This is a genomic window from Aeromonas sp. 600948 (genome assembly GCF_049174875.1).
GTDB lineage: Bacteria > Pseudomonadota > Gammaproteobacteria > Enterobacterales > Aeromonadaceae > Aeromonas > Aeromonas veronii_A.
On the sequence record NZ_JAAKTY010000002.1, the window covers coordinates 118,671 to 135,501 of the forward strand.

13 protein-coding genes are annotated in these 16,831 nt (G+C 60.9%); 7 read left to right on the plus strand and 6 right to left on the minus strand.

The annotated features are described in order from the left end of the window. Window positions 1–31: 31 nt before the first annotated feature. A complete protein-coding gene (locus G5182_RS02275; RefSeq protein WP_216954328.1) occupies window positions 32–1,549 on the minus strand; it encodes an HD domain-containing phosphohydrolase in 1,518 nt (505 codons plus the stop codon). A gap of 312 nt (window positions 1,550–1,861) precedes the next feature. Here G5182_RS02275 and G5182_RS02280 point away from each other — a divergent pair, with 312 nt between their 5' ends. The 7 genes from G5182_RS02280 to G5182_RS02310 all read left to right on the plus strand — a co-directional run bounded on the left by G5182_RS02280 (window position 1,862) and on the right by G5182_RS02310 (window position 9,975). Beyond that, window positions 1,862–2,665 carry a siderophore-interacting protein gene (locus G5182_RS02280; RefSeq protein WP_069526731.1) on the plus strand — a complete coding sequence of 268 codons (804 nt, stop codon included), beginning with the start codon at window positions 1,862–1,864 and terminating at the stop codon, window positions 2,663–2,665. A 278-nt stretch (window positions 2,666–2,943) separates the two neighbouring features. Next, entirely contained in the window at window positions 2,944–4,911 is a 1,968-nt protein-coding gene (locus tag G5182_RS02285) for a TonB-dependent receptor domain-containing protein (RefSeq protein ID WP_227343018.1), read from the plus strand. Between the two features lie 125 nt (window positions 4,912–5,036). Further along, a complete protein-coding gene (locus G5182_RS02290; protein ID WP_019446608.1) occupies window positions 5,037–6,053 on the plus strand; it encodes a FecCD family ABC transporter permease in 1,017 nt (338 codons plus the stop codon). 7 nt (window positions 6,054–6,060) lie between these two features. Continuing rightward, complete coding sequence (locus tag G5182_RS02295) at window positions 6,061–7,098, plus strand: FecCD family ABC transporter permease (protein WP_227342322.1); 1,038 nt, start codon at window positions 6,061–6,063, stop codon at window positions 7,096–7,098. Further along, entirely contained in the window at window positions 7,098–7,901 is an 804-nt protein-coding gene (locus tag G5182_RS02300) for an ABC transporter ATP-binding protein (RefSeq protein ID WP_227342324.1), read from the plus strand. Before G5182_RS02295 ends, G5182_RS02300 begins: the two co-directional genes overlap by 1 nt. Window positions 7,902–7,984: 83 nt before the next feature. After that, window positions 7,985–8,902 (plus strand): ABC transporter substrate-binding protein, encoded by a 918-nt coding sequence (locus tag G5182_RS02305; RefSeq protein ID WP_100645523.1) that lies wholly within the window; start codon window positions 7,985–7,987, stop codon window positions 8,900–8,902. Window positions 8,903–9,186: 284 nt separating this feature from the next. Beyond that, the gene (locus G5182_RS02310) at window positions 9,187–9,975 is read left to right on the plus strand and encodes a hypothetical protein (protein WP_227342325.1); all 789 of its coding nucleotides are present in this window, start codon (window positions 9,187–9,189) and stop codon (window positions 9,973–9,975) included. 75 nt (window positions 9,976–10,050) lie between these two features. Here G5182_RS02310 and G5182_RS02315 read toward each other — a convergent pair whose 3' ends face one another. The 5 genes from G5182_RS02315 to G5182_RS02335 all read right to left on the minus strand — a co-directional run bounded on the left by G5182_RS02315 (window position 10,051) and on the right by G5182_RS02335 (window position 16,757). Next, window positions 10,051–10,404 (minus strand): copper-binding protein, encoded by a 354-nt coding sequence (locus tag G5182_RS02315; RefSeq protein WP_227342327.1) that lies wholly within the window; start codon window positions 10,402–10,404, stop codon window positions 10,051–10,053. A 44-nt stretch (window positions 10,405–10,448) separates the two neighbouring features. Then, window positions 10,449–13,577, minus strand: a complete 3,129-nt coding sequence (locus tag G5182_RS02320; RefSeq protein ID WP_227342329.1) for an efflux RND transporter permease subunit — start codon at window positions 13,575–13,577, stop codon at window positions 10,449–10,451. 73 nt (window positions 13,578–13,650) lie between these two features. After that, a complete protein-coding gene (locus tag G5182_RS02325; protein ID WP_216978399.1) occupies window positions 13,651–15,174 on the minus strand; it encodes an efflux RND transporter periplasmic adaptor subunit in 1,524 nt (507 codons plus the stop codon). Window positions 15,175–15,446: 272 nt separating this feature from the next. Further along, entirely contained in the window at window positions 15,447–15,947 is a 501-nt protein-coding gene (locus tag G5182_RS02330; protein ID WP_227342331.1) for a hypothetical protein, read from the minus strand. A 57-nt stretch (window positions 15,948–16,004) separates the two neighbouring features. Beyond that, window positions 16,005–16,757 (minus strand): substrate-binding periplasmic protein, encoded by a 753-nt coding sequence (locus G5182_RS02335; protein WP_216978400.1) that lies wholly within the window; start codon window positions 16,755–16,757, stop codon window positions 16,005–16,007. Window positions 16,758–16,831 lie beyond the last annotated feature (74 nt).

Genomic DNA, 16,831 nt, shown 5'->3' on the forward strand with positions numbered 1-16,831 from the left:
TCGAACCCTTAGGATAAGGGATTGGCAGCAATCAGTGATCGCCAATATAGACATCCTTGTTCTGCTCGCGGATTTCGAGGAACTTGTCCAGATTGGCCATCATCAGCTCGACCAGCTGGGGGTCGAAATGCTGCCCCTTCTCCTCTTCAATCAGGGCCAGCACCTTGTCCAGCGGCCACGCTTTCTTGTAGCAGCGATCCGAACCCAAGGCATCGAACACATCGGCCAGTGCCACGATCCGTCCTTCCAGTGGGATATCGGCCCCCTTCAAACCGCGGGGATAACCGCTGCCATTCCACTTCTCATGGTGATTGCCTGCTATGGTGGCGCCAATCTGGAACAACGCCAGATCGCTGCCGGAGAGCATATCCTGACCGAGTTGGGCATGAGTTTTCATGATCTCCCACTCTTCCGGGGTCAGCTTGCCAGGTTTGTGCAAAATGGCATCGGGAATACCCACCTTGCCAATGTCGTGCAGTGGTGAGGCCCGTTTAACCAGCTCGCTCTGCTCTTCGCTCATCCCCAGCAGATGGCAGAAAAGCTCGGTGTAGAGCGCGACCCGTTTGACGTGTAACCCTGACTCCTTGGAGCGGGTTTCGACCAGTTCGCCGATGCGATAGATGATCTCCCGCTGGTTGTCGGCGATCACCTCGTTGAGCCGGATATTTTCAAGTGCCACTATGATGTTTTCGGTAAACAGGGTCAGCAGGCTGGTATCGATCTGACTGAGCTGGCGAGTGGTCTCGATATGAAACAACAGGTGGTGGCGCGGGTTTTGGCAGTAGAGCACCATCTGGTTGGTGTTGTAGATATTGCAGCCCCGGGTCATGGCCTGACGCAGTATCTCGGGTGCCTCTGTCAACCGCACCGGGGGATGACCTGGCAGCAGGGGCTCCAGCAGTTGATCCTTCACTTCGTAGGCATATTGTTTTACATCGTAAATCTGGGTCTCTCCCAGATGGAGCAGGGCGCTCAGCTGCTCTTGGGCGCCTTCGACAAACTGACGCAGCGCCCGTTTCTCAAAGATCCCCTTGGAGGCTTCGATGACTTTTTCCAGCCCTTGCCGATTGCTTTCCAGGGTGCGGATATCCCGATAGGAGCGCAGGCTGGCACGCAGCAGGGTGCGCAGCTTCTGGGAGGTGAGCTCGGTTTTATCCTTGTAGTCGTTGATGTCGTAGTTGGTCACCACGTCATCTTCCGGCGCTTGGCCGGGTTGGCCGGTACGCAGCACGATTCGTACCATCTTGTTTTGCAGCTCTTCACGGACATATTTGACGACATCAAGACCGGCGTGATCGACCTCCATCACCACGTCCAGCAGCAGCAGTGCAACATCCGGGGTGGTGGCCAGCAATTTTTTTGCCTCTGCTGCCGAATAGGCATGCAGAAACTCGATGGGACGATTGTCAAACTCGAATTTGTTTAAAGTGATCTTGGTGATGCGATGCACTTCCGGTTCATCGTCAACAATCATCACCCTCCAGCCTGCTTGCTGCGCGTCGGGGAGGGAGAGCTCGTCATCATCAATAATCAGGATCTGGTCATCCATCATACAATCCTGTTTGGCATCCTGTGCTTACATTAACTGCTTCACTAAGGATAGGAAACTTATTGAGAAATAAAATTTGATCTCGAAAAACTATGGTCGAAATAGGCAAATGGAACCCTGCGTGACAGTGTTGTTGTCCGGCTGCTTTCTTCGTCCAATCATGGGACTAGCGTGCATAAGCCCGTTTCTCTGTTCGGGGGCTGATGGTAGTGATTAGTGATGTTTGAGCCGGATAGACGAGAAATAATCGCATTTGATAGTGATTCCCATTTGTGTGTAGCATAGGCAACACACTCAACGAGGAGCCTCATTGTGTCCCCATCTCTGCCTCCCAATCGTCCCCGTCTGCTGACTGTCAAAGCCATTACCCAGATCACCCCCCATTTGCGTCGTATCACCTTTGGTGGCAGCGAACTGGCTGACTATCCCTTCACCTGCGGTGGGGCCCATATCAAGGTGATGCTGGCCCAGCCCCATCAGGTAGAGCCGGTGCTGCCTGCCATGACCCCGAGCGGCCCGCGCTGGAGTGACCCGGCTGACAAGCCGGTGATCCGCACCTACACCATCCGCGCGTTTCGCCGTGATGAGCAGGAAATTGATATCGACTTCGTGCTGCACGGTGACGGCGGGCCCGCCAGCGCCTTTGCTACCCATGCCAAGCCGGGAGAGAAGGTAATCCTCTCCGGGCCGGGTGGTCCCAACCCTATGCTGCAACCGGCCGATCACTACTGTCTGGTAGGGGATCTCACCGCCTTGCCCGCCATCATGGCGATGTGCGAGGTGATGCCTGCCGATGCCAGAGGGGAAATTGCGATTCTGGTGCCGGATCAGGCCGATGCTCAGCCGTTGACGCTGCCGGTCGGGGTGCGCTGTCACTGGTTTGTCGGCGAGCCCGAGTCCAGCGGCCTGCTGGAGCATGTGATTGCTCTGCCGCTGGTGCGCGATGGTGGCTTCTTCTGGCTGGGTGGGGAAGAGGCGCTGGTGCTGCCGCTGCGCCGCCATTTTCGGTCTGTGCTCGAGGTGGATCGCCAGTCGCTCTACGCCGTGCCGTACTGGCGCCGGGGCAAGAGTGAAGAGGCCTATCACCAGACTCGCCACGATGTGATGGATAATTAAGCGGATGCGAAAGAATACCTGATTCACTCTTGCAAATAAAAATGATTTGCATTTAGTATTGCGCCGTCCCGATGTCAGTCGGTACGGCGCTTTTGTTATTGATGGCTGCGAGTGGCATAGCACAACGCAGGGCCTGCCGTAATGCACTGATGTTCGGGGTGATGGGGCATGGACGACTGTTCATGCCAATGAACTCCATCACTTTGCACCGGGTCTGGCGAGGTCAGACAGGGATGTCGGTGGTGTTGGCCTTGGTTGTTTTATGTGGAGTGTTGATGATGCGTACATCATCCCGACGATTTGCAGTGCATCCACTGGTGTTGTCCCTTTTTGCCCTGCCAGTTCTGGCCCAAGGGACTGCGCCTGTCGCCGCTCATGAAACTATGGTGGTGACGGCGAGTAAAACCCGGCACAGCGAGCTGACCGCCCCGGCCAGCGTCTCTGTGGTGACTCGGGTCGAGCTCGACAAGCTCAATGTCAATGATCTGACCGGCGCTCTGAAACAGTTGCCGGGGGTCAATATCAGCCCTGCGACCAGCTACGGCCGCAGCGAGATCAAGTTGCGCGGGCTGGAGGGGGATTACACCCTGTTGCTGGTCAATGGCCGGCGTATCAGCTCCCGCGATGCTCTTACCTCCGGTTATGGCAATGATTTCGATCTCTCCGCCATCCCGATGGCGGCCATTGAGCGTATCGAAGTGATCCGTGGCCCCATCTCCTCCCTCTACGGCGCAGATGCGCTGGGTGGGGTGGTCAACGTCATCTTGCGCCAACCCGGGGAGAAGACCGAAGCGGCGGCCACCTATACCTTCAGTGACCCCACCGACGGTCACGGAGGGGATATCAACAAGGCGAGTGCCTATGTGGGCGGGGCGCTGATCGACAACAAGCTGCTGGCCAACCTGGTGGTGGAAGGGAACCACAGGGATGCCTGGCAGAGCGAGCAGAGCATCAACCCCAAGGCCGATGCCATCGAGCAGCGTGAAAAGCTGGGGATCCTCTCCAACGTCAAATGGTTGATCGATGATCGTCAGGATCTGGATGTAGGGATGAACTACGCCAAAGACGATCGGGAGGCCCACTGGAACAACTACGGCCAGACGCCGCGCAATATCCAGCAGATGGAGCGACTGGGGCTCAATGCCACCCACGTCGGCCGTTGGGATCAGTTCGACAGCCGGGTCGGCTATGCCTTCGAGCAGGTGGATCTCTTTGATGACTCCGAACTGATGACGGCGCTGAGCAAGACCAGCGGCGATGTGAGCCAGACCAACCACACCTTCGATGGCCAGCTGAGCGGTAATCTGGGCAGCCACCTGCTGACCAGTGGTGCCGAGTACCGCATCACCGAACTCAAGCACAACGTCAACCTCAAGGGGGGCGATGTCAGCGTCAACCAGAGCGCGCTCTATCTGCAGGATGAGTTTGGCTTTGGCGATCTGGCGTTGACCCTGAGTGGCCGGGTAGATCACCACGAGACCTATGGCACCGAGTTCAGCCCCCGCGGTTACGCCCTCTACAGCCTGACGGACAACTGGGTGGTCAAGGGCGGCATTGGCAAGGCGTTCAAGGCGCCGACCATTGCCCAGTCCAACCCGGATTATGCCGTAGCTGCCTGTCGCGGTCGCTGCGCCGTGGTGGGCAACCCGGATCTGAAGCCGGAAACCGCCGTCAGCTACGAGCTGGGCACCGCCTACGATGGTTCGTTCTGGGGCGCCGGGGTTACCGCCTTCCACAACGATATCAAGGACAAGATCCAGAGCGAGGCATGGACCTCCACCTGGCGTCCGGCGGTGATGACCTATCAGAACGTCAGCAAGGCCCGCATCAAGGGGGTGGAGCTGAGCGGCTGGTTTGATATCACCGATACCCTGACCCTTTCCAGCAACGTCACCCTGATCGACGGGGAAGACAAGACCAGCGGCAAGGATCTCTATCGGACGCCGGAGCATACCGCCAACGCCAAGCTGGAGTGGCAGGTCATCGAGAGCCTGAGTACCCAGCTGGGCTGGAACTACACTGGCAGCCAGATCCTCCCGGTTCCGCGCATGAGCGGCACCACCTATGAGACGACTGCAGGATTCCACACCCTGGATGTCGGGGCAGTCTGGAACGCCACCCGGGCACTGGATCTGAAGTTCGGACTCAACAACCTGACCAATACCAAGCGTGACTGGGTTGCCACCGAGGCCGATCAGATCCTCGACGGGCGCACTGTCTATGCCGGTGTGGCCTACAAGCTGTAATGGCTGAACGGGAGCCCGCATTGGCGGGCTTCCGCTGTTGTCAGGGGATCACCTCGGGTGACGGCTTTTATTTCAACCACATGTATTTCAACAACATGCGCATTGCCACCATAAGGAGTTAAAGGGTGTTTAGAGACCAGACCTCGCTGTTCTGGCTGGGATTGTTCCTCCTGTTTGTACTGCTTTCTCTTTCGCTCGCCACCGGTGCGGGTGTCTATGGTGCTCGCGAGGTGCTCGGCTACCTGATGGGGGATGCCCGCTGGGCTGGCGACGAGAAGCTCGCCATGGTGCTCAATACCTTGCGACTGCCGCGCACCCTCTGTGCCATGGTGGTCGGCGCCTCTTTATCTCTGGCTGCCTCCTTGTTGCAGAGTGCGACCCGCAACCCGCTGGCAGAGCCAGGTCTGCTGGGAGTCAACGCCGGGGCCGTCTTTGCGCTGGTGGTGGGGCTCACCTGGTTTGGTGTGGAGTCTGCCTATGGCTATTTGCTCTGGGCCGGACTCGGCGCACTGCTCGGCAACGTGATTGTGTTGGGGCTCGGCATGATGATTGGCCGCTCCAACCCCCTCAAGCTCATTCTGGTCGGGGTGGCGCTCTCCGCCACCTTCGGCGGTCTCTCCAGCTTTCTGCTGCTCTCCAACAAGATGGTGCTGGAGCAGTACCGCTTCTGGAACCTCGGCTCCCTGTCGGCGGCCAATCTCGATGCCATCATCGCCGTGCTGCCCTTCGTGCTGGCGGCGTTTGTCATCACCCTGCTGCTCTGTCGCCAGCTGACCCTGATGCAGATGGGGGACAGTCAGGCCCAGGCGCTGGGGATCCGCCCCAACCGGGTGCGAATTGGCGTACTGCTGGCCGCCACCCTGTTTACCGCCAGTGCCATCGCCATTGCCGGTCCCATCGGCTTTGTCGGCTTTCTGGCCGCCTACTGTGGCCGACTGGTGGAGCCGGTGAAGCTGTCGGTGCAGGTCTGTTTCTCCGCCCTGTTCGGCATGCTGTTTCTGCTGTTGGCCGACATTCTGGCGCGCTGGCTGATCCAGCCGTTCGAGTTGCCCAACGGCGTCATTCTGGCCCTGATCGGCGCACCAGTGCTGATCGCCATCGTCCATCGCGGGGGCTTTCGTACCCTGCTGACCGTCAAGTGAGGGGCTGATGCGCACACCTACCGATATGCTCTGCCTGCGGGCCGGTAACCGCTCTTTGCTGATCCATCTGCCGAGCTGGCGCTGGCTGGCGCTGCTGGCCATGGCGCTGCTGGCGTTGGCTCTGCTGGCCCTGAGCGTTGGCGGCGGCAAGCTCGGTTTTGCCGGGGTGGTCAACACCCTGATGGGGGAGGGGACGCGGCTTGAGCAGCTCACCCTGTTCAAGATCCGGCTGCCGCGCATCCTTGGGGTGGTGGTGGCGGGCGCGGCCATGGGGCTCTCCGGCTGTCTGGTGCAGACGCTGGTGCGCAATCGGCTGGCCACACCCGACATGGTGGGGGTCAACAACGGGGCCTCTCTGGCCATCATCGTCTTCTCCCTCTACCTGACGATAGGCAGCTGGCCCTGGTGGGCGGCCCCTATCGGCGCCATCTTCGCGGCGCTGGTGCTTTATGCCCTATGCCGCAAACCGGGTGAGCAGGGCTATCTGTTCGTGGTGATAGGTATCGGCCTCTCCGAGCTGTTCGAGGCGCTCGGCCAGTTTGTGATGTCCACCCAGGCCCTGCTGCACTTGAGCTCCCTCTATCTGTGGAACATGGGCAGCTTTATCGCCGTGGGTTACAGCACCATCACCCCCATCGCCATCCTGTTGCTGCTGCTCTGCCCGTGGATCGTCTATCTCTCCCGCTCGCTGGCGGTGCTACGCTTTGGCCCCGAGATGGCCAGAGGGCTTGGCGTCAACGGCGATCGGGTGCAACTGGGCATTCTGGCGCAGGCCATTCTGGTGGCGGCGCTCGGCACCGCCATCGGCGGCCCCGTGGTCTTTATCGCCATGGCTGCCCCCATTCTTGCCTCTTGGCTGGTGAAAGACCGGGTGGTGCCGCTCTGGCTGGCGGCGCTTAGCGGCGCCCTGCTGCTGCTTGCCAGCGATACCCTGGTCCGGGTGCTGGCCAGCCCCCACGAGGTGGCGACCGGCATCATGACCCGTATTCTCGGCGGCCTGTTGCTGCTGTTTCTTCTTGTTAACGATCGCCAGAGGGCTGACTGATGACGCTCACCGTAAATCGCCTCCATTTCGCCTATCAGCAGACCCCCATTTTGCGGGACATCTCTTTCAGCGTGCCGAGGGGCAAGCTGGTAGGGATCGTCGGCCCCAACGGTTGCGGCAAATCGACCCTGCTCAAGCTGTTATCCGGCCAGATGAAAGCCCAACGCGGCGAGATCCTGCTCAAAGGCAAGCCGCTTGCCAGCTACCCCATGAAGGGGCTGGCGCGGGAGCTCGCCTATCTGCCCCAGCGGCCCACCCTGCCTGCCGGCATTCTGGTGGAGCAGCTGGTGCAGTATGGCCGTCACCCTCATCAGGGCTGGTTCAATCAGTGGGGTGAGGAGGATGCCCGCATGGTGCGTATTGCCTGCGAGCGAATGCAGCTTGAGGGGATCTGGCAGCAGAGCGCTGCGTCCCTCTCCGGCGGGCAGGCACAGCGGGCGTGGCTGGCGATGATCCTGGCGCAGGACAGCGACATGGTGCTGCTCGACGAGCCCACCAGCGCCCTCGATATCGGTCACCAGACCGAGGTGATGGAGGCGATCCATCGCATCACCGCCGAGGGCAAAACCGTGCTGCTGGTGATCCACGATCTGGCGATGGCGGCCCGCTACTGTGACGAGCTGATCGCCATCGGCGAGGGGACCGTTGCCGCCATGGGCCCGGCCCGGGAGGTGGTGACCAAGTCCTTGATCGACCGGCTCTACCAGACCAGTGTCGACATTCTGCATGCCCCCGGCGACGGGGCGCCCATTATCGTGCCCCGTCGCCACGAACATGGCCGTGCCCTGCGTTCGGCGAGTTGAGTCATATGGGCCTGCTCTGTGGGCCCACCGAGTGTATTCACGCGGCCGATTATCCGGGCCGTGCAACGAGAAGGAGTGAAATGATGAAGCGTTTTGCCGCCCTGGCAGCAGCCATCCTGATGCTGGCCGCGCCGCAGGTTCAGGCGCAGGAGATGCGTGAAGTGACCGATGCGTTTGGCCAGAAGGTGCAGGTGCCAGCCCAGCCAATGCGGGTGGTGGTGCTGAGCGAGCTCGAACTCGACAGCACCCTGACCCTGGGGCTGACCCCCATCGGCGCCGTCAATGGCCGTGGTCAACCCACCTTGCCCCGCTATTTGCTGAACAAGGCGGGCATGGGTATCCAGGTGATCGGCGATCTCGACAGCCCCAATCTGGAGTCGCTGATTGCGCTGGAGCCCGACCTTATCCTGACCGGCCAGACCCGTCCCGAGCTGCTGACCTTGCTGGGGGAGATCGCGCCGACCGTGGTGACCAGCAAGTGGGGTGAGCCTTGGCAGGATAGCTTCCGCCGCACCGCTCACACCCTCAACCGCGACCAGCAAGGGGATACTTTCTTGCTGCAGTATGCCGAGCGGTTGACTCAGGCCCGCAGCAAGCTGGCCAAGCATCAGGGGGAGAGCATCAGCATAGTGCGCTGGAACCCCAAGGGGCCGAGCTTTATGTATCAGGGCACCTTTGCCAGCAGCGTAGTGGAGTCGATGGGGCTGGTACGCCCAAGCAAGCAGCAGGGGACTGGCGCACCCCACTCACCGGCGCTGAGTCTGGAGTCCCTCAACCTGCTGGATGCTGACTGGCTGGTGGTCGGCACTCTGAGCGCCAGCGGTGATGCGGTGGATGCCATGCGTCAGGCGGAGCAGACCCCGGCGTTCCAGCAACTGCCGGTGATCAAGGCCAAGCGCTTTGGCGCCGTTGACGGGTCGCTCTGGACCTCCAGCGGCGGCCCGCAGGCGGCTCTCAAGGTGATCGAGGATGTGGAGCAGTTGCTGGCAACCCGCAGCTGAACGAGCGCGTTATCTGAGGGATGAAATCTGTGCGAATGAACCACAGATAGAGTATCTATCTATCAGTGGTTCATTAATGTGGATGTTAATTTCTTTTATTGGCTCATTCGCAAAAGAGTGCTTTCGTTTATTGATTAATGTGTGAATTGCTGCACGTTCTGGGTACGAGCCTCGCGGTATGGCTTTTGTCGCCCCCGTTTTTCCGTATGGTATGAGCGTTTATTGGGTCAAGGGTTAATTGCTGCTTGTTCCCGTTAAGTGCTTGCTACCAAAGAGGAATCTAAATGAACGAGAGTCGACGTAGAGTCACCCTGGGGCTGTTGAGTACCCCCCTGGTCGCCACCCTCACCGGCTGCAACAGCAGCAATGACAGCCAGGGGAGTGCGGCGGATTTTCGCACCACCCTGACCGACCGGCTGAGCGCCGAGCTGCACGACGAGCAGACGGCCCGCCAGCTGGCCCCCTTCATCGAGGAGGCCTGCTTCAACATGACCCCGTCCCGGGTCGCCATCGACCAGGCCCACTGCGTCATCGCCTTTGCCTTCGGCAACCGCCCCAACGCCTCGGGCAACCCGGATGAACTGGCCGAGCCCGGCCCCATGAACGAGGCTCTGGCTGCCTGCTGTGCGGCCCTCTATCGGCAAAAGCCGGTGCCCATGTACGTGCAATGGGAGATTGCCCGCTTCCTCGACTCGGCCCGCTATCCGGACATTCCAGCCCGGGATGTCATCTCCATCGAGCCTTACTGGGATAATGAAGGCAAGCTGGTCTACCTCAGCACGGACGGCGTGGTGGAGGCCATTGTCAGGGATTATGCCGGCGGAGATGCCGCCGCCCTTGGCACGGCGGCCGTTATCGGTCACCGCGACCACGTCAAGCGCTGCATCATCACCTGCCGTGCCCGCAAGGTGGCGAGCCATGCCCCGGAGGGGATCGAACTGCCCGTCTGGTACGACGAGCAATCCGATCAACCCTGGACCCGTCGCCGCGACCTCTATGTGCTGCAGGATATCTCGGTTCAGTTGATGGGGGTGGCGCAGGCCAACATAGCCCAAGCCTATCCGAACGGCTGAGGAGACCGCTCGGCGGATGGTGCAATAACAGAAAACGGCGGGATGATCCCGCCGTTTTTTTTGAAATGACTCTGATTACTGTTTCTGGATAGTGGTTACGGTTAGCTTGCCGTCCGGGTTCTCGGCGTGAAAACGCACCGCATCCCCCACCTTCAGATCCTGGAGCTGGGCCGGGTTAGCTACTCGAAAGACCATGGTCATGGGGGGCATCTTGAGGTTCTCGATCGCCTCGTGCTTGATGCCGACTTTGCCGCGCCCCTCATCGAGGCGGGTAATGACCCCCTTGGTCATCACCATTGCGGCCTGTTCGCTCATCTCACCCGTCTGACTCATATCGTGCCCTTCATGGTGCATCATCTCTTCGGCTTGCAGGTTGGTCTGGGTGGCAAGGCCAAGCAGCAGGGTCAGGGTCAGCGTTTTGTAGTTCATGATGGTTTCCTTATCGTTCAGTCAATATGGATCGTGAAATCGGGTTACTCGGATTGCGGGTACGCGCTCTTGCCAAGGCTGAGACTGCGCCACAGGTAGTAGGCGGCGGGCAGCACCAAGAGGGTCAGCACCAGCGCGCTCACCATGCCGCCGATCATGGGGGCGGCGATGCGCTGCATCACCTCGGATCCGGTGCCGTGGCTCCACATGATGGGCAAGAGGCCAGCGATGATGGTGACCACCGTCATCATCTTGGGGCGCAGGCGCAGGGCGGCGCCGTGGATCACCGCCCGGTGCAGACCCGCCTTGTCCGGCTTGCCACTGGCCACCAGGTCATCCCAGGCATGGTTGAGGTAGACCAGCATCAAGACGCCGGTCTCTACCGCCACCCCCGCCAGAGCGATAAAGCCCACCCCGACCGCCACCGAGAGGTTGAAATCGAGCAGCCAGAGGGTCCAGATCCCGCCCACCACCGCCAGCGGCAAGGTGGTGAGAATGAGCAGTACCTCCTGAACGCGGCGAAACGCCAGATAGAGCAGCAGCACGATAATGGCTACCGTGAGCGGCACCACGTAGGCGAGGCGCGCCTTGGCCCGCTCCATGTACTCGTATTGGCCAGACCAGGTGAGGGCGTAGCCCGCCGGCAGCACCAGCTGCTTGCCCACCTTTGCCTTGGCCTCAGCTACAAAAGAGCCGATATCGCGGCTGCGAATATCGACGTAGACCCAGCCGTTGAGGCGCGCATTTTCACTGCGCAGCATCGGGGCCTCGTCGCTGATATAGACCCGGGCCACATCCGCCAGCGCGATACGCGCACCGCTCGGAGTCACCACCGGCAGCAGCTCGAGGCTGGCCACTGAATCGCGATAGCTCTGGGGGTAGCGCAGGTTGATAGGGTAGCGTTCACGTCCCTCGATGGTCTGGCCCACCTCCATGCCGCCCACCGCGGTGGCGAGCACCGCCTGCACGTCGGCGATGTTGAGGCCGTAGCGGGCCGCTTTCAGCCGGTCGATGTCCACCTTGACGTAGCGGCCACCGGCGACCCGCTCGGCGTAGACCGATGAGGCGCCCTCCACCTTGCCGACGATCTGTTCCAGCTGCTGGCCGAGCTGCTGGATCACCTTGAGATCGGGCCCCGCAATCTTGATGCCGACCGGGGTCTTGATGCCGGTGGCCAGCATGTCGATGCGGGTCTTGATGGGGGGCACCCAGGCGTTGGTGAGGCCGGGGAAGCGGATGAGGGAGTCGAGCTCTTCTTTGAGCTTCTCCGGGGTCATGCCGGGGCGCCACTGATCGCGGGGTTTGAGCTGGATGCTGGTCTCCATCATCACCAGATCCGCAGGGTCGGTGGCTGATTCGGCGCGGCCCGCCTTGCCGAACACGTTCTGCACCTCGGGCACGGTACGAATGAGCTTGTCGGTCTGCTGCAAAATCTCCCGCGCCTTGCCCACCGAGATATTGGCTGCGGTGGTGGGCATATACATGATGTCCCCCTCGTCCAGCGGCGGAATGAACTCGGAGCCCAGGTACTTGAGCGGCCAGAAGCCCGCCACCGTCACCACGGCGGCGATGGCCAGGGTGGTTTTCGGACGAGCCAAGACGGCTTTGAGCAGTGGCACATAGCCCAGGCTCAGCCAGCGGTTGAGCGGGTTGGCCTGCTCCGCCAGCACCTTGCCACGGATAAAGTAGCCCATGATCACCGGCACGAGCGTGATGGCGAGCCCGGCCGCCGCCGCCATGGCATAGGTCTTGGTGTAGGCGAGCGGGTGGAACATCCGCCCCTCCTGCGCCTCCAGCGCGAACACCGGCAGGAAGCTGATGGTGATGATGAGCAGGGAGAAGAAGATGGCGGGCCCCACCTCTATGCTTGCCTCGGTGATGATGCGCCAGCGGTTCTTATCGGTGAGCGCCTCCCGCTCCATGTGTTTGTGGACGTTCTCGATCATCACGATGGCGCCATCCACCATGGCGCCGATGGCGATGGCGATGCCCCCCAACGACATGATGTTGGCGTTGATCCCCTGCAGGTGCATCACGATAAAGGCGGTCAGGATGGCGATGGGCAAGGAGATGACCACCACCAGCGACGAGCGCAGGTGGAACAGGAAGGCGAGGCAGACCAGCACCACCACCGCGAACTCCTCTACCAGCTTGCCGGAGAGGTTGTCGATGGCGCGCTGGATAAGGTCGGAGCGATCGTAGACGGTGACGATCTCTACTCCTTCCGGCAGGCTGCTTTTGAGCTGGGCGAGCCGCGCCTTGACCCCGTCGATGGTGTGCTGGGCATTCTCGCCATAGCGCATGACGATAATGCCGCCCACCACTTCCCCTTCGCCATTGAGCTCGGCCAGGCCGCGCCGGCTCTGGGGCCCGGTGACCACATCAGCCACATCGCCCAGCAGCAGCGGGGCGCCGCGCACATTGGTACCGAGCGGGATCTGCTTCAGATCCTCCACGCTTTTCAGATAGCCGTTGGATCGCACCATGTACTCCGCTTCTGCCATCTCGATGACGGAGGCGCCGGTCTCCTGATTGCCCTGCTTGATGGCTGTCTCGATAAGGGAGAGCGGGATGCCGTAGGCGCGCAGCTTGTCCGGATCGACCCGCACCTGATACTGGCGCACCATGCCGCCGACGGTGGCGACCTCGGAGACCCCGTCCACCGTCTGCAACTCGTACTTGAGGAACCAGTTCTGCAGCGAGGTGAGCTGGCTGAGGTCATGCTTGCCGGTTCTGTCCACCAGTGCGTACTGATAGACCCAGCCCACCCCGGTGGCATCTGGGCCGAGCTGGGGTCGAGCGGAGGCGGGCAGGTTGGGGGCGACCTGACTCAAATACTCCAGCACCCGGGCACGGGCCCAGTAGAGGTCGGTGTTGTCGTCAAACAGCACATAGACGAAGGAGTCGCCGAAGAAGGAGTAGCCGCGCACCGTGGTGGCCCCCGGCACCGCCAGCATGGCGGTGGTGAGCGGGTAGGTCACCTGATCCTCCACCACTTGAGGCGCCTGGCCCGGATAGGAGGTCTTGATGATCACCTGCACGTCGGAGAGATCCGGCAGGGCGTCCACCGGGGTCTGTTTGACCGACCAGAGCCCCCAGGCGGTGAGCATGAGGGTCAATAGCAGCACCAGAAAGCGGTTGCCGATGGACCAGCGAATAATCGACGGGATCATGATTGAACTCCTTTCTCACCAAGTACAGAGAGCGGAGAGCGGTTGCCTGCTAGGCAGCGAATGATGGCAGGGATCATGATTTCTTCTCCACCTCGGGCATCGCCATCTGATGTTGGCTATGGTCCATCCCTTCCATCTCATCTTTTGCCTGCTCCGGAGCGTGGCCGCTGGCCGGGGCCTTCTCCTGATGGATGTTGGTGATGCGGTACTCATCCCCCTCCTGCATTACCTGCAGGTGCAGGGTCTGCCCCTCGACCAGCTTGCTGATATCGACCCCGTCGGCGACGGTGAACTCCATCTCCATGGCGGGCCACTGCCACTCGGGGATGGGCTGGTGGGAGACCATCAGGGTACGTTTGGCCAGATCGATGCTTTCAACCTCGCCCTGAGTCCACACCTGGGCAGGGCGCACCGCCGTCATGCGCTGGAAGTCCGAATCGATGGCCGACTCGGAGTCGAGCAGGAACTGGGCAGAGCTGACGATGTTATCCCCCGCCTCTACCCCAGCCTTGATGGCCACCTTGTCGCCAAACTGGGGGCCCAGAGTGACGGCCACCGACTTGAAGCTGCCATCCCCCAGCGCCAGCACCAGCCGGTCCTGACTGCCGGTGCGGATCACCGCTTCGCTCGGCACCACCAATTGCGGCTCTCCCTTGCCCGCCTGAATGGTCACCTTGGCGAACATATTGGGTTTCAAAAACTCGTCCGGGTTGGCGAAGCGCAGCCGTACCTTGAGGGTACGGGTGGTGGCATCCAGAGTCGGGTAGAGGTAATCCACCTTACCTTGCCAACTGCGGCCGGGGGCATAGTCGAGGGTCATGGTGACCGGATCCCCCACCTTCAGCTGGGCGGCCTGGCGCTCGAACACCTCTGCACTCACCCACACCTGCTTGAGGGTGCTGATGTTAAAGAGCGCCGCGGCAGGCTCCACATACTGGCCTTCTCGCACCTTCAGCTCGGAGACATAACCGCTGCTGGGGGCATAGAAACGCACCGTCTCCTGCACCTGACGGGTGCGCTTGAGGGCCGCTATCTGATCTGCCGGTACCTGCAGGGACTTGAGCTTGCCTTCGGCGGCGCGCAGCAGCAGCGGGTTGGCAGTGTTGAGGGCCAGCAGGTATTCGTGCTGGGCGTTGACCAGATCCGGGGCGTAGAGCTCGTAAATAAGGCTCCCCTTGCTCACCTGCTGCCCTTCGCTCTTGATGGCGAGGGTGCGGATCCAGCCCGCCATGCGGGCGTTGACCGCCTCCAGCTTGTCCTCGTCATAGCCGACGTAGCCCACCGTCTCGATCTGCTGGTGGATAGGGAGCTTCTCCACCTTGGCAAGCCGCACCCCCAGGTTCTGCTGGATCTCGGGGCTGATGGTGACAGTGCCCGGTGAGCCGCCCTGTTTTTCCTCATAGACGGGGATAAAGTCCATCCCCATGTTGTCCTTGGCCGGGGCATTGCGCTTGTCGCGCGGATCCATGGGGTTGACCCAGTAGAGCGGCGTCTTCTCCTTGGCCACGGTGCTAGCAGTGGTCTGTTTGGCAGCCCAGTAACCGCCACCGGCGCCGAGGGCCAGCAGCAGGGCTGATACCAGCAGTTTCTGGCTCATCGCACACCCCCACTTAGTGGCAGGGTGGCAAAGTTCTTGGCGGCGATAAGGCCGGTAACAGGGACAAGTGACATCATATCTCTTCTCTTGTGCAGGCCGCCGGATCGGAGATGGACAAGGCATCACCTAAGGGATTGGCGGCAAACGGGGCGCAGCTGTATCAGCGCGCACGGCTCCCAGTGAGCGGACCGGTTTGGCCGGGGCACAGGGTCAGGCAAGGCGGCAGGAGACGGGCAAGCCGAGGCTTGCCGCTGCCGCAAGAGAAGATCTTTCTAGTGTCGCAGCACCGACAACATCAGGTGTCGGCGCGGCCAGGAGGGGGGATGGGTACCGCGTGATCGCAGGAAGGGATCCCGCAACCAGTTATCAAGCAGTGCAGTTGCGAAGTTACTGCCAAGTAGCAGGGGGAAGATCAGCAGGGCGACCAATACACCCAGCAGAGCTATCGCGCCGAAGGAGAGGGCATTGACGCCGGTCTGCATCTGGCACTCATCGCCCATGGCCGACCCCTCGTCTCCCTGATGGCAGGAGAGGGCCATGGTATCGCTCGGGTGAGACATTGCGGGCATCGCATGAGAGCTCTCGCCATCCGCCATCGCCATGGATGAATCCAACATCACCATTGGCAGGGGGCTGCTTTGGGTCGTCTCGGAGGAGAGGGGAGAAGCATGCCAGCTGATGCAGAGGGTCAGATTGCACACGAGCAGCAGCGCCAGCAATAGCCGGGCTAGCAGGGCAGAGGGCAATCTTGTCGCAAGCTGGGTGAGTGACAATCCGGTCATCCTTCAGGATCTGGTATCCAGACTCTAAACCTTGCTTCTGGGAGAAGGTCAAGGCGAGGGCTGGCGCTGTTGTTGCAGATAGATGTCGCTGTATTTCTCCAGCAGCTGATCTATCCACTGCCTCATGCCCGGCGCTTGCAGCATGGGTTCCAGCTGTTCGAGGGTGCCAAGATGGGGAGATTGTAGTGAAACAGAAATATAGAGCTCACCGCGCTGCAGTGGCCACTGCAGATCAGTCATTCCGCTGCTCGGGTAATTTTCGCTCAAAAACAGGCGGCCGGAAGAGCGGCCATAGGGAACGAAGTCGACCCGGTCACTGGCCAGCAGGCCAAATACCTGCTTGAGGGAGTTGACCCTGTAGATGCGGGTATTTGCTTGCAAAAAATCATCCATTTCGCTGCCAAGGCTGACGCCTATCATCATGGCTCCCCGCAGCCCGGTCAGATCCTCCCGTCGCTGCAGCAAGCGGCTGCCGGGTTGGCGCACGAACACCGCCATGTCATTGATGGCCATGGGCGTTCGGGTAAAGCGGGAGTAGTGTGCTCTCTCTTCGTTGCGCAGCGCACAGATATTGATGTCGACCTCTCCTTTCGCCACTTTCTGCTGACAGCGGGCCCAGGGGCCCACATAGGAGAGATCCACATTGAAACCCAACCGTTGATAGAGGGTACTGACTACTTCGGCACAAACGCCGATGATCTTGCCATCGCTCAGCCAGTTCCAGGGGGGATAATCGTGATGACCACAGGCGGAGAGGGTAGTGGTCGTCAAGGTCGTCGCGAGCCAGAGCTGAGCCAGCATATCCGGATCCTGTGCAAAAAGTCTCGATGTGTGTCATTGAAGCACACCGCAGACAAAAAAATACCCCCGCACGG

Coding starts and splice junctions, on each gene's coding strand:
- G5182_RS02300 (WP_227342324.1), top strand. CDS start 7,098: ATGACGCTCACCGTAAATCGCCTCCATTTCGCCTATCAGCAGACCCCC.
- G5182_RS02275 (WP_216954328.1), bottom strand. CDS start 1,549: ATGGATGACCAGATCCTGATTATTGATGATGACGAGCTCTCCCTCCCC.
- G5182_RS02305 (WP_100645523.1), top strand. CDS start 7,985: ATGAAGCGTTTTGCCGCCCTGGCAGCAGCCATCCTGATGCTGGCCGCG.
- G5182_RS02295 (WP_227342322.1), top strand. CDS start 6,061: ATGCGCACACCTACCGATATGCTCTGCCTGCGGGCCGGTAACCGCTCT.
- G5182_RS02335 (WP_216978400.1), bottom strand. CDS start 16,757: ATGCTGGCTCAGCTCTGGCTCGCGACGACCTTGACGACCACTACCCTC.
- G5182_RS02325 (WP_216978399.1), bottom strand. CDS start 15,174: ATGAGCCAGAAACTGCTGGTATCAGCCCTGCTGCTGGCCCTCGGCGCC.
- G5182_RS02315 (WP_227342327.1), bottom strand. CDS start 10,404: ATGAACTACAAAACGCTGACCCTGACCCTGCTGCTTGGCCTTGCCACC.
- G5182_RS02285 (WP_227343018.1), top strand. CDS start 2,944: ATGCGTACATCATCCCGACGATTTGCAGTGCATCCACTGGTGTTGTCC.
- G5182_RS02310 (WP_227342325.1), top strand. CDS start 9,187: ATGAACGAGAGTCGACGTAGAGTCACCCTGGGGCTGTTGAGTACCCCC.
- G5182_RS02320 (WP_227342329.1), bottom strand. CDS start 13,577: ATGATCCCGTCGATTATTCGCTGGTCCATCGGCAACCGCTTTCTGGTG.